Origin of the sequence: Aeromicrobium sp., assembly GCF_047607065.1 — a bacterium.
Taxonomy (GTDB): Bacteria; Actinomycetota; Actinomycetes; order Propionibacteriales; family Nocardioidaceae; genus Aeromicrobium.
The window spans coordinates 22652-37767 of record NZ_JASGDU010000047.1 but is presented as its reverse complement, the minus strand read 5'-3'; the positions used below and the strand labels follow the sequence as shown (position 1 = coordinate 37767).

Below are 15116 nucleotides of genomic sequence, written 5' to 3'. Positions count from 1 at the left end.
CGAAGGGGGAACTATGTCGAGGCGGGCAGCCGTAACGCTGGCACTGGCGGCGACGCTGGTCGTGAGCTTGGCCGGGTGCGGCGGCAAGGACGATCCGCAGCCCGATGTGACGCCCGCCGAGACAACTACCTTTGACCCCGACGCGCTCGACCTGGGCCGTATCGATCCGACCGGTACTGACGTCGATACGGCGCTGACCCCGGAGAACGCGCGGCGCGCTGCGGCTATGGAACTGGGCGAGTATCTCGTCTTGCCTCAGCAGCTCGACGAGGAGATGACCGGCTACGGCATCGAGACGATGGCCATGAGCGAGCCGGAGGATTTCGACCACACGTTCACCTCCTCGGGCGACGCCTTCGCCTCGGCTCAAGTCGGTTTGCTCACCCGGCGGGTCCGGGGTAACGCGGACGCCTGGATCACCACCGCCATTGTGCAGTTCCCCGATTCCGCCGCTGCCCAGGCCGCAGTGCAGACGACGGCCGATGTCATGGTGGCTCCCGATGAGACCGGGGCGGCGAAGTACGTGACTGAGTCGGTGCCGGGGGACGACGAGGCCGTCGGCCTCGCCGCCGTCAGCAACGACGTCGCCAATCAGGTGTACGTTCTGCGCGCCTACGGGCCGTTCCTCGTCTTCGGCTGGTTCTACGACATCGACGGCGACATGGACGACGTGCGCAACGAGCGCGACGACTTTCTGCTTGAGCAGTCGCTGTTGCTCGACGGCGTCGATCCGGTAGAGATCTCTGAGGAGCCGACTAAGCGCGACCTTGACCCGACGGGCCTGTGGTCCAAGGTGCTGGCCGCCGACGGGCGCGGCACGCTCGTCGACGATGCCGCCATCTACGGCGGGCACACCGCGCAGATCTTCCAGATCGACGCGAGCGGTCTGGAGCGGGCCTTCGACAAGGCCGGTATTTCGCGGGTGGCGACCAATGTGACCACCGTGTATGTCGCCGAAAACGCCCGCGGTGCTACCTCCCTGGTCGACGACTTCGTCGACCAGGCGCTTGATGTAGGCCTGGAGAAGACCGACTCGCCGGCCGGCCTCGGCGACGCGATCTGCATCGAGAAGCCCGACGAGGACGATCCGGACCTGTTCTTCTGGCCGTCGTTCATGTGCTATGCCATCTGGGATTCCTACGCGCTGGAGTCCAGTGGCGTCTCGCTGGAGGAGGCCCAGCAGCGGATCAGCGCGCAGGCGCTGCTCATGTACGAGGAGACCTCCGGCCAGAAGCGCTCCTCCTGAGCGACGGCACACGGAACGTTCACCTGGGCGCAATGTGACGGGTCTAGCCTGGGCGACATGAAGCAGCCGCATCTGATCGTCCTGTTCGGGGCTACCGGCGATCTCGCCCGCCGCAAACTTCTTCCCGGACTCATGCACCTGGTGCAGTCCCAGCTCGTGGGCGACGCGCGCATCATCGGCGTGTCGATGGATGACTTCGACGACGACGAGTTCCGCCAGTTCACGCTGCAGGCCTGCCGCGAGTTCGGCACCCGGCCGGTCCGCAGCGACGAGTGGGACGATTTCGCCGACAAGCTCGCCTACGTCAATGTGGCCCAGGGGGCGCAGGTCTTGGCCGCTCGTGCTGCGGATCTGGAGGCGAGCCTCGGCGAGGGGGCGCGCCGGCTGCACTATCTGAGCGTCCCGCCGAAGGCGGCGCTCGACGTGGTGCGCACGCTGGCCGAGGCCGAGCTGGTGGACCGTGCGCGCATCATCATGGAGAAGCCCTTCGGCACCGATCTGGCCAGTGCCCGCGCGCTCAATGCCTCGATCCACGAGGTCTTCGCCGAGGAGCAGATCTTCCGCATCGACCACTTCCTCGGCAAGGAGGCTGCACTCAACATCTTGGCCTTCCGGTTCGCCAACGGCCTGTTCGAGCCGATCTGGAATCGCAACTTCATCGACCACGTGCAGATCGACGTGCCCGAGACGCTGTCGGTCTCGGGTCGCGCGGGGTTCTACGAGGGCACCGGGGCTTTCAAAGACATGGTGGTGACTCACCTGCTCCAGGTCCTCGCGTTCATGGCGATGGAGCCGCCGACCGCGTTGAACTCCGATGCAATCAGCGAGGAGAAGAACAAGGTCTTCCGCTCGATGCGTCCGTTGGTCCCGGCCGACGTCGTGCGCGGCCAGTACGCGGGATACCGCTCAGAACCCGGCGTCGCGGCTGATTCGGAGACCGAGACCTTCGTGGCGCTCAAGGCCGAGATCGACAACTGGCGCTGGGCCGGGGTGCCGTTCTACCTGCGCACCGGCAAGCGCATGGCCGAGGGCGCGCGCATCATCTCCATCGCCTTCCGTGAGCCGCCCAAGTCGATGTTCCCCGAAGGCTCGGGGGTTGGCCGTTCCGGTCCGGACCACCTGACTTTCGATCTGGCCGACGCTTCGCGTATGTCGTTGTCGTTCTACGGCAAACGACCCGGACCGGGCATGAAGCTCGACAAGTTGTCCATGCAGTTCGCCATGCAGGAGACCGGACGGCAGGGCGACGTGCTGGAGGCGTACGAGCGGCTGATCCACGACGCGATGCTCGGCGAGCGGACTTTGTTCACCACGGCGGAGGGCATCGAACGCCTCTGGGAGGTCAGCCAGCCGCTGCTCGACGATCCGCCGCCGGTGCGCCTGTACGACCAGGGGACCTGGGGGCCGAACGCGGTGCACCAGCTCATCGCACCACGCAGTTGGCGCCTGCCGTTCGAACGCCGCTGGCGCGACGCCCCCACCGACGACTGAGAGGTTCCGCCAATAGGTCCGCTGGCTGAGGTGCGAGCGAGGAACGAGCGAGCCTCGAAGCCGGCGGTGGTGGGGTCCCTTCGAGGCTCGCAAGCTCGCACCTCAGGGGCCGAGGCTCGCCTATTGGCGCGCATTCTGCGCCGGCCTCCCGAGCGCGTCCGGGCGCCAGCGGCGGGTCGGAGCGTGTCGGTGGCGGCGACTAGGCTGGCACGACGATGACGCTGCCTTTCCCCGTGCCCGAGTTGCGCCCTGCGGCCGATGCCGCTCCCCGCCCCGCCGAACGTCGCCTCCCGCGCTCGGAGACGCTCTTGGAAGGCTTGAACGACCCGCAGCGGGCCGCCGTGGGTCACGAGCCGGGGCAGGTGCTCGTGGTCGCCGGAGCCGGGTCGGGCAAGACGCGCGTCCTGACCCGCCGCATCGCCTGGCTCATGGCCGCACGCCGCGCCGCGCCGGGGTCGATCCTGGCGATCACTTTTACCAACAAGGCCGCCGCCGAGATGCGCGAACGGGTCGCCGATGCCGTCGGCGGCGCGGCGCGTGCCATGTGGGTCTCCACCTTCCACTCCGCCTGCGTGCGCATTCTGCGCCGCGAGGCCACCACGCTCGGCTTCACCTCGTCGTTCACGGTCTACGACGCGACCGACGCCAAACGCCTCGTCACGCTCGTCTGCCGTGACCTGCAGCTCGACCCCAAGCGGGTCAACCCGCGGGCGGTCCTCAACTGGATCAGCAACCACAAGAACGAGCTGGTTGACCACGAGACCGCACGCAGCCAGACGTCGACGCCCACCGAGGAGACCTTCGCGGAGGTCTACGGCGAGTACCAGCGCCGGCTCGCCGCCGCCAACGCGATGGACTTCGACGACCTCATCATGCACACCGTGCACCTGTTCCAGGCGTTCCCAGCCATCGCCGAGTCCTATCGGCGGCGCTTCCGCCACATCCTCGTCGACGAGTACCAGGACACCAACCACGCCCAGTACGCGCTGATCCGCGAGTTGTGTGACGACGGCACCGACCTCATGGTCGTGGGCGACTCCGACCAGTCGATCTACGCCTTCCGGGGTGCCACGATCCGCAACATCCTGGAGTTCGAGAAGGACTTCCCCTCCGCCGAGACCATCGTGCTGGAGCAGAACTACCGCTCGACGCAGACCATCTTGTCGGCCGCCAACGCCGTCATCAGCCGCAACGAGGGCCGCCCCGCCAAGAACCTGTGGTCGGCGGCCGGCGAAGGCGAGAAGATCGTCGGCTACGTCGGTGACGACGAGCGCGACGAGGCCCAGTTCATCGCCGACGAGATCGACACGCTCGTCGACGACGGAGCGGTCACGCCTGCGGGGGTCGCGGTGTTCTACCGCACCAACGCCCAGAGCCGTGTCTTCGAAGAAGTCTTCATCCGCGTCGGCCTGCCCTATCGCGTGGTCGGCGGCGTGCGCTTCTACGAGCGCAAGGAGGTCCGCGACGCACTGGCCTACCTGCGGGCGGTAGCCAACGAGCGCGACGCCGTCTCGCTGCGCCGCATCGTCAATGAGCCGAAACGGGGTATCGGCGAGCGGGCCGAGGCGGCGCTGGAGCGATTCGCCGGCCGTGAGCAGATCAGCCTGGCCGAGGCGATGCGCCGTACCGGCGAGATCACCGACCTCGCCACCCGGTCGGCGAAGGCCATCGGTGAGTTCGCCGAGGTCATGGACGGCCTGCGGGCGCTGGCCGCTGACGGTGCGCCCGCCGATCAGGTGCTGGAGGCGGCCCTGACCCGCACCGGGTACCTCGCCGCGCTCGAAGCCAGCGACGACCCGCAGGACGAGACACGGGTGGAGAACCTCGCCGAGCTGGTGGCGGTGGCGCGTGAGTTTGTCGCCGGAGCCGCCCAGGTCGAGGACGTCGAAGACGACCCTGAGTCGGCCGAGGAACCGGCACCGTTCGCGCCCGGCTCGCTGGACGCCTTCCTCGAACGGGTCTCCCTGGTCGCCGACGCCGACTCCCTGCCTGTGGAGGGCGACGGCGTCGTGACGCTGATGACGCTGCACACGGCCAAGGGCCTGGAGTTCCCGGTCGTCTTCCTCACCGGCATGGAGGACGGGATCTTCCCGCACCAGCGCTCGCTCGGTGACGCCTCCGAACTGGCCGAGGAGCGGCGACTGGCCTACGTCGGCATCACGCGCGCCCGCGAACGCCTCTACCTCACGCGCGCGACGAGCCGGTCGGCCTGGGGTGCCCCGGCCTACAACCCGGCGTCGCGCTTCCTCGACGAGGTGCCGGAGACGCTGCTCGACTGGCGCCGGGAGGCACCGGCGCTGACCTCCTGGATGCCGTCGGTGCCCTCGGCCTCGGCGCTGTCCGGTGCGCGGCGCGAGCGCGCCGGGTCCGGCCGGGCGTTCACCTTGCGGGCGGTCTCGCGGGCGGCGGATATGACGGGGGTGCTCTCGCTGGAGCCGGGTGACCGCGTCACGCACGACACCTACGGTCTCGGCACGGTCGTCGCGCTCGACGGCAACGGCCAGAACATGCAGGCGTCGGTCGACTTCGGCTCGGCCGGCGTCAAGCGCCTCATCCTGCGCTACGCCCGACTCGAGAAGCTGTAGACGACCGGTCCCTGAGGCGTGAGGCCGCCTGCGGCCGAGCCTCGAAGGGACCCACCCTCCGCAGGCTCCGCCCTTCGAGGCTCGTCGCACCTCAGGACCCGGCTCCGCTCGTTCCTCGCGGTCCCTGAGGTGCCGCGAGGAACGAGCAGCCTCGAAGGGCGCACCTCAGCCAGCGGGAGCGCTTACGGGTAGACGTTGTGGTCGTGGAAGTACGGCTCGGGGTCGGCCGAGTGGCCGCCGCCGGGCTTGACCTCCACGTGCAGGTGCGGGCCGGTCGAGCGACCGGTCGAACCGGTGTAGCCGACGACCTCGCCGGCCACGACATGCTGGCCGACCTTGACCACCTGGCGACTCTGGTGGCAGTACATGATGACGAGATCTTCCGCATCGAGCTGGAACTGCGTCATATTGCCGCAGTTGCCCGAATACTTGACCGCGATCACCGTGCCGGAGGCGATGGCGACGATGGTCGATCCGCTGGGACCGGCGAAGTCCAAGCCGCTGTGTCCCTTGCCCCACAGCGAGTTGGTGGTGCCGTAGCGCCCGGTGATGTGGTAGCCGGTCACCGGCAGAACCCACTGGTTCGCCTTGAGCTCGTCGGCCTTGGCCTGCGTGGCGACCTGCAACTCCTGCTGGGCGGCGAGCAACTGATCGGCCTGGGCCTTGGTCTGCTCCTCGAGCAACTCGCGGTCGAAGTCACGACTGACGTCGAAGCCACCGCTGCTCGCATCTGCTGAGAGCGCCTGGTAGTCGCCACTCAGCGTGCCCGAGTCGGTACGGTCACTGATGATCGCCGAGCCGAGTCCGGCTGCGACAAGGGCCAACGCACCGATGGTGGCCATGGACGGGCGGAAAGCCGAGGAAGTACGCCGCCGCGCCGCGCGCCGTCCGCCTCGTGCCTGCGCGGCGCGTTCGGTGGACTGATGACGTACGTCGAGTCGTCGCTTCGGCGCGGGAGAAGAACTCACGCACGACCTCCGACCCTGAGACGACACAAACCTAGCTAACTATAGCCGACCGTCAGGGCACCGCGCATGCCTAATGCCCAAATCCGAACTGCAGGAGCCGTGATGGCAGGAGCGGCGTGGTCCGCATGTGGGTGGGCTCACATATTCCGGCTGGTCGCGGCGCTGCTATGACGGCTCTCCGACGGGGCGAAATCGGGCCTCGCCGGGGCACCGCGTTCGCCGCGCAGCAGGTCGATGACATCGCCGTGACCTGCGCGAGGCCGAAGAGCGACTGACGGGTAACCGACCCGATACCCGGCACGGGAATCTCGGAGAGATAGAGTCGCCTCGGTTTTCCAGCGGCGTAGGCCGCCTGGACCCCAACTCAATCATTCGTCAACACCACAGGACGGTTATCACCGTGGATCTGATGGAATACCAGGCGAAGGAACTCTTCGCCAAGCACGGCGTCGCTACGACGCTCGGCAAGGTCGTCACGACGGCCGACGAGGCCAAGGCTGCGGCCGAGGAGATCGGCGGCGTCACCGTCGTCAAGGCGCAGGTCAAGGCCGGCGGCCGAGGCAAGGCCGGCGGCGTGAAGATCGCCAAGACCGCCGACGAGGCCTATGAGTACGCCTCGGCCATCTTGGGCATGGAGATCAAGGGCCTCACGGTCAACCGTGTGCTCGTGACCCCGGCGACCCCGCCGGTCGAGGAGTACTACTTCTCCTTCCTGCTCGACCGCTCCAACCGCAGCTACCTGTGCATCGCGAGCGTCGAGGGCGGCGTGGAGATCGAGGAGGTCGCCAAGACCAACCCCGAGGCGGTCCGCCAGATCCCCGTCGACGCCGGAACCGGTGTGGACGAGGCTAAGGCCCGCGCCATCGTCGAAGAGGCCAAGTTCCCGGCCGAGCTCGCCGAGCAGGCCGTGGCGATGGTCCAGTCGTTGTGGAAGGTCTTCACCGAAGAGGACGCCACCCTCGTCGAGGTCAACCCGCTGGCGCGCCTTGAGGGCGACAAGCTGGAGGCCCTCGACGGCAAGGTCTCCCTCGACGACAACGCCTCGGAGGTCCGTCACCCGGACCATGAGGCGTTCGTCATCACCGAGGAGGCCGACCCGCTGGAGGCCAAGGCCAAGGCCAAGGGCCTCAACTACGTCAAGCTCGACGGCGAGGTCGGCATCATCGGCAACGGCGCGGGACTCGTGATGAGCACCCTCGACGTCGTCGCGTACGCCGGTGAGCGTCACGGCAACGTCAAGCCCGCGAACTTCCTTGACATCGGCGGCGGTGCCTCGGCGCAGGTCATGGCCGACGGTCTCGACGTGATCCTCGGCGATCCGCAGGTCAAGAGCGTGTTCGTCAACGTCTTCGGCGGCATCACCTCCTGTGACGCGGTCGCCAACGGCATCAAGGGTGCCCTGGAGCTGCTCGGCGAGAACGCCACCAAGCCGCTCGTCGTGCGTCTCGACGGCAACAACGTCGACGAGGGTCGCGCGATCCTGGGCGAGCTGAACCACCCGCTCGTGACGCTGGTGGACACGATGGACGGTGCGGCCGACAAGGCCGCCGAGCTGGCGAACGCCTGAGGGACGGAGAAACAATATGTCGATTTTCCTGAACAAGGATTCCAAGGTCATCGTCCAGGGCATCACCGGCGGTGAGGGTTCCAAGCACACCGCGCGCATGCTCGCGGCGGGCACCAACATCGTCGGCGGCGTCAATGCGCGCAAGGCCGGTACGACTGTGACGCACACCGACGCCTCGGGTGCCGAGGTCGAGCTGCCGGTCTTCGGCAGCGTGGCCGAGGCCATCGAGAAGACCGGTGCCGACGTATCGGTGGCCTTCGTGCCGCCGGCGTTCACCAAGGATGCCGTCATCGAGGCCATCGATGCCGAGATCGGCCTGCTCGTGGTCATCACCGAGGGCGTGCCGGTGCAGGACTCTGCGGAGTTCTGGGCCTACGCGCAGGGCAAGAAGACCCGCATCATCGGTCCGAACTGCCCCGGCATCATCACCCCCGGCGAGGCGCTGGCGGGCATCACCCCGGCCAACATCGCCGGCAAGGGTCCCATCGGCCTGGTGTCGAAGTCGGGCACGCTGACCTACCAGATGATGTACGAGCTGCGTGACTTCGGCTTCTCGACTGCCATCGGCATCGGCGGCGACCCGATCATCGGCACGACGCACATCGACGCGCTGGAGGCCTTTGAGAACGATCCGGAGACCACGGCCATCGTGATGATCGGCGAGATCGGCGGTGACGCCGAGGAGAAGGCCGCCGCCTACATCCAGGCGAACGTCACCAAGCCGGTCGTCGGCTACGTGGCGGGCTTCACCGCTCCGGAGGGCAAGACGATGGGCCACGCCGGTGCCATCGTGTCTGACGGTGCGGGCACCGCGCAGGGCAAGAAGGAGGCCCTCGAGGCCGCCGGGGTCAAGGTCGGCAAGACGCCGAGCGAGACCGCCGAGCTGCTGCGGAGCATCCTCAACGCCCAGTAAGAGGATGCACGGATAGGCGCTGGCTGAGGTGCGTAGGCCGCTTGCGGCCGGAGCCTCGAAGCCTGCTGCGGTGGTGGGTCATGTCGCCCTTCGAGGCCGCTCGTTCCTCGCGGCACCTCAGGACCCGGTGTGCTGCGCTCGCACCTCAATGACCAGGTTCCGCCTATCCACGCACGTTCCAAGGCATCGCGCTCCTGTATGACGGGGAGCGGGTATCCGGTTCCGGCCGGGTGCCCGCTCCCCGTCGGCTTTTCTGCTGCCGGTGCGGGTACGGTCAGCGGGAGGCGTACGCGAGGCGCTGCGCGGCGCGCTGGGCCACGAAGGTGAACACGTCACCGCTCATGTCGGCCGTGCCGCTGGGCGTGAATAGGATGCGTGCCACCGCCGGGCCGCGCTGCACCACGGCGGTGCGCATCATCACCGGGCTGCCGCCGTCGACCTGCAGGGTCAGGGTCCAGGTGGCACCGCGGAACTCCGGGGACTCTCCGAAGGTCTGCGCCTCGGTGACACGGGCCGCCAGGTTGGTCGCCGGGCAGTCGTTGAGCGCCGCCTGAGCCTGATCGACGAAGGTCGTGGCGGCCTCCGTTGACGGGAAGCTCGCTACGGACTCGACGATGCCGAAGGCCGACGGCAACGTCGGGGTATCGGGCAACAGGAAGATGCGCGTCGCCGCCTCGGCACCGGAGGCCGAGAAGTCCGACGTGTTGCACGTCGTGGCCGAGGCCGCCGTAGTGGCCGTCTCGCTCTCGGTCCGTACCCAGGGTGAGTCGACGTCGGGCAGAGGCGGCAGGTCGACGGCCCCGAGGAAAGCCGGATCGCTGGCCAGCGCGGGCGGGTCGACGGCGACCGCAGTGGGCGTGTCGTCGCACTTCCCCCCGCTGTCGTTGCAGACTTTCTGCAGCGAGTCGTTGACGGTCATGGCGAAGTCGTCGATGGCCGGGGGCGTGGATCCCTCGGTCTCGTGGGTCAGTGTCGTCGTGACCACGCCGGACCGGCTCAACCCGACGGTGACGGTGCGCGGGACATCGCCGTGCACGACCAGGCGCAGCACCAGCACGTCGCCGTACGGCCTTGCCACCCGGTAGGACTCGGTCAGCTGCACCCGCGGGACCTCGCAGTCGGCGAACCAGGTCACGGCGCGCACATAGCCCGCTTCGGCGTCGGCGGTGTTGCGCGCTATCTCGATGGACTGCGACACGCGCTGTGGTGTCGTGTCGGAGGCCTCCAAGGTACGGACGAACACCTTGAGCGGATCGGTGGTCGCAAACCGTTCGGTCGAACACATCGACAGCGGCTCGGCGGCGTCGGTCTGCTCGCTGGTGTCGACGACCTGCCAGCTCGCTGCGGGCGCGAGCCGGGCGATCTGGCCGGAGGTGACGAGGTCGTCGGCGGAGATCTTCTGGGCGTCGAGGATGAGGTCGTGACTCTCCGCGCCGAGGCGTTCGCGGTAGGTGTCGCCGGAGAGCCGGTCCAGCGGTCGTCCGTCGGTCATGGCGAAGGCACCGCCGATCATGGCCAGCACCGTGGCCGCCACGAGCAGGGCGGTGCTCAGCCGGTGGCCGCGGGTGGCCTGGCTGCGGATCTTCTCGGCCTCGGGCATCGGCAGCCGTTCGGTGACCGAAGCCAGGGCGTTCAGCCGCTGTTCGAGGTCGTCGATGCTCTGGCGGGTCGCCTGCTCCAAGGTGGCGATGGCGGTGGTGACGCGCTCGATGGCCTCTTCGTCGCTGACGTCGATCTCGCGGGCGGCGTCGTCGAGGGCCGTCGTGCCGAGGGTCATCAGGACCAGCAGGCGCCGGTCGTCGGCGGGCAGGTCGGCGAGGGCCTCCAGCAGCGCGCTGTCGGCGTCGTCCTCGTGGCGGCGACGTAGGGGATGGGTGCTGCGGCTGACGGTCTGGGCCTTCCACGCCTCGACCCGGACGTAGCGGTGCGGCTCGTGCTCGCCGACCTTGGACCAGTCGCGCCAGGCGTGGCGGTAGGCGTCGATGGTGGCCTCGCGCGCCACCGAGCGGTCACCGGTCAGCGCGTACATGACCTGCAGGGTGTTCTTCGACGTGGAATCGTAGAACGTGTCGAACTCTTCGACCCGCGACATCGAACCCCTCCTCGCGAGTCGGTGTGCCTCCGGAAGACGCCGTAACCCTACAGGGAATGATGGAGTCCGTGCCTTCACCCGTGTCTGTCACCCGGACCGCCGAGCTGCGTTCGGCGGCGTGGCCCGGTGCCATCGCGGCGCTGTGGGCGGCGGCCGCAGGGTGGCTGACGACCCTGGCGGCCGTGCTGCTGGCCGGAGGAGGGGGATCACCGCTCGGCACCGCCCGCGTCGTGACGCGGATCTGGCTGGTCGCCCAGGGCAGCGCGATCTCCATCGACGGCACACGGATCACCCTGATCCCGTGGGGCGGCCTGCTCGTCGCGGTCGCGCTGGTCGCGGCGATGGCCTGGCGGCAGGTGCGCGAGCCGGTCGCCGAGCCGGCGGCCTTCGCGGCGACGGTCGCGGGCACCTACGCGGTGGCGGCTTCCGTCCTCACGGCGCTGGCCAACGACCAGGGTGCCACGGTCCCGACGATCCGCGCGGCGCTCGTGACCTTCGTGCTCGGCGGAGTCGGTGGCGCTGCGGGCTATGCGCTGGCTCACGGGGTGCCGGACGCCTGGTGGCCGCAGGGACGCCCGCAGGTGCGCGCGGTTCTGGCCGGTGCCGGGTGGAGCGCCTTCGGGGTGTTCGTCGCCGCGCTGGTCCTCGTGGTGGCGATGATCGCCCTGCACGTCGAGCGGGCCGCGAGCCTGTGGGCCATGCTCGATCCGGGTTTCGGGGGCGGCCTGGGGCTGGCGCTCGTGTGCGTGCTGTGCGTGCCGACCCTCGCGCTGTGGGCGGTGGCGGTGCTGCTCGGTCCCGGCTTCGGCGTGGGCACCGACACCTCGGTCGACCTCATGCACGCGAACCTCGGCCAGCTCCCCGGGCTGCCGGTGCTCGCCGCGCTGCCGGCCCCCGGAGACATTCCCGGCTGGGCGTTCCTGCTGGCGCTGGTGCCGGCGCTGTCGGCCGGATGGGCCGGATGGCACCTCGTGCGCAGCGGCCGCCTCGACCTCGCGGTGGACTTCTGGTGGGGCGTGGGGCTGGCCGCCGGTGCCGGGGGGCTGGGCGGGGTGCTCCTGGCAGTCCTGGCGTACGCGTCGAGCGGTGCCGTCGGCCCGGGCCGGATGGCGCAGGTCGGACCGGAATCGCTGTGGGCGCTTTTCGCCGGGGTGCCGATGATGGTCGTGGCCGCCGGGTTTGCGGCAGCGGCGGCCCACTATCGTGGTGGCCGTGCCCCGCAAGCCTGACGCGACGCCCATCGTCGTCCTCGTCTCGGGTAGCGGCACCAATCTCCAGGCCCTCATCGACGCTGCGGCCGACCCCGCCTTCGGCGTGCGCATCGCGGCGGTCGGTGCCGACCGGGACGGTATCGAGGCCCTGGCGCGCGCACGCCGGGCCGGGATCGACACCTTCGTCCTGCCCGTCACCGACTTCCCCGACCGCGCCGCCTGGGACGCCGCCCTCGCCGAGTGCGTCGGTGCCCACGACCCGGCCCTCGTCGTGCTCGCGGGCTTCATGCGACTGGCCGGCCCGGCCTTCCTCGCGCGCTTCGGCGGCCGCACGCTGAACACCCATCCGGCGCTCTCGCCGTCGTTCCCCGGCATGCACGGCCCGCGCGACGCGCTGGCCTACGGCGTCAAGATCACCGGCGCGACCTTGTTCGTCGTCGACGAGGGCGTCGACACCGGCCCTATCGTGGCCCAGGTCGCGGTGCCGGTCCACGACGACGATACCGCCGAGACCCTGCACGAACGCATCAAGATCAGCGAGCGCGCCATGCTCGTCGAGTGGGTGGGGCGGCTGGCCACGGCCGGCTACTCGGTCGACGGCCGCCGCGTCGTCCCCGGCTCCGCCCCGCATCCCCCGGACCCCAAGGACATCCCATGACTCAGCGCCCCCTGCGCCGCGCCCTCGTTTCGGTCTACGACAAGACCGGCCTCGACGACCTCGCCCGCGACCTGCACGCCGCCGGCGTCGCCATCGTCTCGACCGGATCGACGGCCAAGACCATCGAGGCCGCCGGGGTGCCGGTCACGCCGGTCGAGGAGCTGACCGGGTTCCCCGAGTGCCTCGACGGCCGGGTCAAGACACTGCACCCGCACGTCCACGCGGGCATCCTGGCCGATTCGCGGCTGGAGTCCCACGTGGCGCAGCTGGCCGACCTGGGCGTGGAGCCGTTCGACCTCGTGGTCGTCAACCTCTACCCCTTCCGCGAGACGGTCGCCTCCGGCGCGACGCCCGACGAGTGCGTCGAACAGATCGACATCGGCGGTCCGTCGATGGTGCGCGCGGCGGCCAAGAACCATCCGAGCGTGGCCATCGTGACCTCGCCGCGGGCCTACGGCGACGTCCGCGAGGCGCTGGCCGCCGGCGGTTTCACCTTCGAGCAGCGCCGCCGCCTGGCCGCGCAGGCCTTCGCGCACACCGCCGCCTACGACGCGGCGGTCGCCTCTTGGTTCGCCTCGTCCTATGACGGGTCCGAGGACGGCTGGCCGGAGTTCGTCGGCGAAGCGTGGGACAAGGCCGCAGTGCTGCGCTACGGCGAGAACCCGCACCAGCAGGCCGCGCTCTACACCGGTGGCAGCGGCGGCGGCCTGGCCGGCGCCGAGCAGTTGCACGGCAAGGAGATGAGCTACAACAACTACGTCGACACCGACGCGGCGATCCGCGCGGCCTTCGACCACGCCGAGCCGGCGGTGGCGATCATCAAGCACGCGAACCCCTGCGGCATCGCGGTCGGCGAGAACGTGGCGCTGGCGCACCGCCGAGCGCATGCGTGCGACCCGGTTTCGGCGTTCGGCGGGGTGATCGCGGTCAACCGCCCGGTGTCGCTGGAGATGGCCGAGCAGGTGGCGGAGGTGTTCACCGAGGTCATCATCGCTCCGGACTACGAGGCGGGTGCCGTCGAGGTGCTGCAGGGTAAGAAGAACATCCGCATCCTGCGAGCGGGCGACCTGGACCCTTCGCGGCTCGCAGGCTCGCACCTCGGGGAGCGGGGAGAAACGGAGTTCCGCCAGATCAGCGGGGGCCTGCTCGTGCAGGTGCGCGACCAGGTGAGCCAGGACGACCCGGCCACGTGGACGCTGGCCTCCGGCGAGCCGGCCGACGAGGCGACGCTGGCCGACCTGGCCTTCGCCTGGCGGTCGGTGCGGGCGGTGAAGTCCAACGCGATCCTGCTGGCCTCCGGCGGTGCCGCAGTAGGGATCGGCATGGGGCAGGTCAACCGGGTGGACTCGTGCCGCCTGGCCGTCGAGCGCGCCGGTGCGCAGAGGGCTAGCGGCTCGGTGGCGGCCTCGGACGCCTTCTTCCCGTTCGCCGACGGTCCGGGCATCCTCATTGAGGCCGGGGTCAAGGCCATCGTCCAGCCGGGCGGCTCGGTGCGCGACGCCGAGACCATCGAGGCCGCGCAGGCCGCCGGGGTGACGATGTACCTCACCGGCACCCGCCACTTCTTCCACTGAGCAGACGGCGACAGGCGGCGAGGAGGTCCCTTCGGGAGCGGTGTGGCCGGTCTCTGAGGTGCGACGAAGGAGCCTCGAAGAGACCCCACCATCGCAGGCTTCGAGGCTCGCTCGTTCCTCGCTCGCACCTCAGCCAGCGGGGCCTACTGCGGAATCTCCTACTTGCCGGTGCGCAGGGCGGTGGTGACGGCGTCCTCGCCGAGTAGATGGGCCGCGACGAGATGGCGCAGCGAGGTCGCCAGCAAGCGGGCCTCCTCGGCGTCGCTGCTGGCCCCGCTCTGCCGGCGGAAAGCGCTGCCGGCGATGAGGGCGGTGATGGCCGAGGCGAGGGTGTCGACGCTCTCGATCCGCAGGCGCGTCAGCATCGAACGGGTCAGGTCGTCGAGGGCGGTGAGCGCCTGGGCGGCCAGCTCGCGCAACTCCGGGTCGCGCGCCGAGGCGAGGTAGATCGCCAGCTGGGTGCCGGCGATCTCCGGGCTGCGGGCGCTGTAGACGGTCTCGATGAAGGCTGCGGCGGCGTCGATGTCGGCGGAGGTGTCGAACTCGACGTCGGTCAGGGCGCGCAGGGTATCGATCCACGTCTGAAGGTGGTGTGACAGCGCCTCGCGGACGAGTTCGGTGATCGAGGTGAAGTAGTAGGTCGTCGTCGCGGGCGGCAGGCCGGCGCGGGCGGCGACGGCGCGATGGGTGATGGCGCGGGCACCGCCTTCGGCGAACAACTCGAGGGCGGCCTCCAGGAGTGCGTCGCGCCGGGCACGGCTGCGTGCCTGGCTCAACTGCGCTCTCGACGCCATGACGGCTCCTCACCTGC

General features: G+C 69.6%; 11 protein-coding genes. 8 read left to right on the top strand and 3 right to left on the bottom strand.

The window, feature by feature from the left end:
* Nucleotides 1-13 precede the first annotated feature (13 nt).
* The 3 genes from QM597_RS07200 to pcrA all read left to right on the top strand — a co-directional run bounded on the left by QM597_RS07200 (nucleotide 14) and on the right by pcrA (nucleotide 5322).
* Nucleotides 14-1246, top strand: a complete 1233-nt coding sequence (locus QM597_RS07200) for a hypothetical protein (protein ID WP_415004190.1) — start codon at nucleotides 14-16, stop codon at nucleotides 1244-1246.
* 57 nt (nucleotides 1247-1303) lie between these two features.
* Entirely contained in the window at nucleotides 1304-2737 is a 1434-nt protein-coding gene (gene zwf / locus QM597_RS07195) for a glucose-6-phosphate dehydrogenase (RefSeq protein ID WP_415004189.1), read from the top strand.
* Nucleotides 2738-2952: 215 nt separating this feature from the next.
* Complete coding sequence (pcrA, locus tag QM597_RS07190) at nucleotides 2953-5322, top strand: DNA helicase PcrA (protein ID WP_415004188.1); 2370 nt, start codon at nucleotides 2953-2955, stop codon at nucleotides 5320-5322.
* Nucleotides 5323-5504: 182 nt separating this feature from the next.
* Here the strand turns inward: pcrA and QM597_RS07185 are convergent, their stop codons facing one another.
* Nucleotides 5505-6290, bottom strand: coding sequence for a M23 family metallopeptidase (locus QM597_RS07185; protein WP_415004187.1), 786 nt, complete (start codon nucleotides 6288-6290; stop codon nucleotides 5505-5507).
* A 400-nt stretch (nucleotides 6291-6690) separates the two neighbouring features.
* On the opposite strand from QM597_RS07185, the gene sucC reads away from it, so the two are divergent.
* Together sucC and sucD are read left to right on the top strand one after the other, a co-directional pair.
* On the top strand, nucleotides 6691-7857 hold the full coding sequence (sucC, locus tag QM597_RS07180; protein WP_415004186.1) for an ADP-forming succinate--CoA ligase subunit beta: 1167 nt from the start codon (nucleotides 6691-6693) through the stop codon (nucleotides 7855-7857).
* Between the two features lie 16 nt (nucleotides 7858-7873).
* The gene (gene sucD, locus QM597_RS07175) at nucleotides 7874-8770 is read left to right on the top strand and encodes a succinate--CoA ligase subunit alpha (protein ID WP_415004185.1); all 897 of its coding nucleotides are present in this window, start codon (nucleotides 7874-7876) and stop codon (nucleotides 8768-8770) included.
* 274 nt (nucleotides 8771-9044) lie between these two features.
* On the opposite strand, the gene QM597_RS07170 is transcribed toward sucD, so the two are convergent.
* Nucleotides 9045-10862, bottom strand: a complete 1818-nt coding sequence (locus tag QM597_RS07170) for a hypothetical protein (RefSeq protein WP_415004184.1) — start codon at nucleotides 10860-10862, stop codon at nucleotides 9045-9047.
* An 80-nt stretch (nucleotides 10863-10942) separates the two neighbouring features.
* On the opposite strand from QM597_RS07170, the gene QM597_RS07165 reads away from it, so the two are divergent.
* The 3 genes from QM597_RS07165 to purH are packed head-to-tail and all read left to right on the top strand — an operon-like array spanning nucleotide 10943 to nucleotide 14305.
* Nucleotides 10943-12091, top strand: coding sequence for a DUF6350 family protein (locus QM597_RS07165; RefSeq protein WP_415004183.1), 1149 nt, complete (start codon nucleotides 10943-10945; stop codon nucleotides 12089-12091).
* Nucleotides 12066-12731, top strand: coding sequence for a phosphoribosylglycinamide formyltransferase (purN, locus tag QM597_RS07160; protein WP_415004182.1), 666 nt, complete (start codon nucleotides 12066-12068; stop codon nucleotides 12729-12731). Before QM597_RS07165 ends, purN begins: the two co-directional genes overlap by 26 nt.
* Nucleotides 12728-14305 (top strand): bifunctional phosphoribosylaminoimidazolecarboxamide formyltransferase/IMP cyclohydrolase, encoded by a 1578-nt coding sequence (gene purH / locus QM597_RS07155; protein ID WP_415004181.1) that lies wholly within the window; start codon nucleotides 12728-12730, stop codon nucleotides 14303-14305. Before purN ends, purH begins: the two co-directional genes overlap by 4 nt.
* A 158-nt stretch (nucleotides 14306-14463) precedes the next feature.
* On the opposite strand, the gene QM597_RS07150 is transcribed toward purH, so the two are convergent.
* Complete coding sequence (locus QM597_RS07150) at nucleotides 14464-15099, bottom strand: TetR/AcrR family transcriptional regulator (RefSeq protein WP_415004180.1); 636 nt, start codon at nucleotides 15097-15099, stop codon at nucleotides 14464-14466.
* Between the last annotated feature and the right edge of the window lie 17 nt (nucleotides 15100-15116).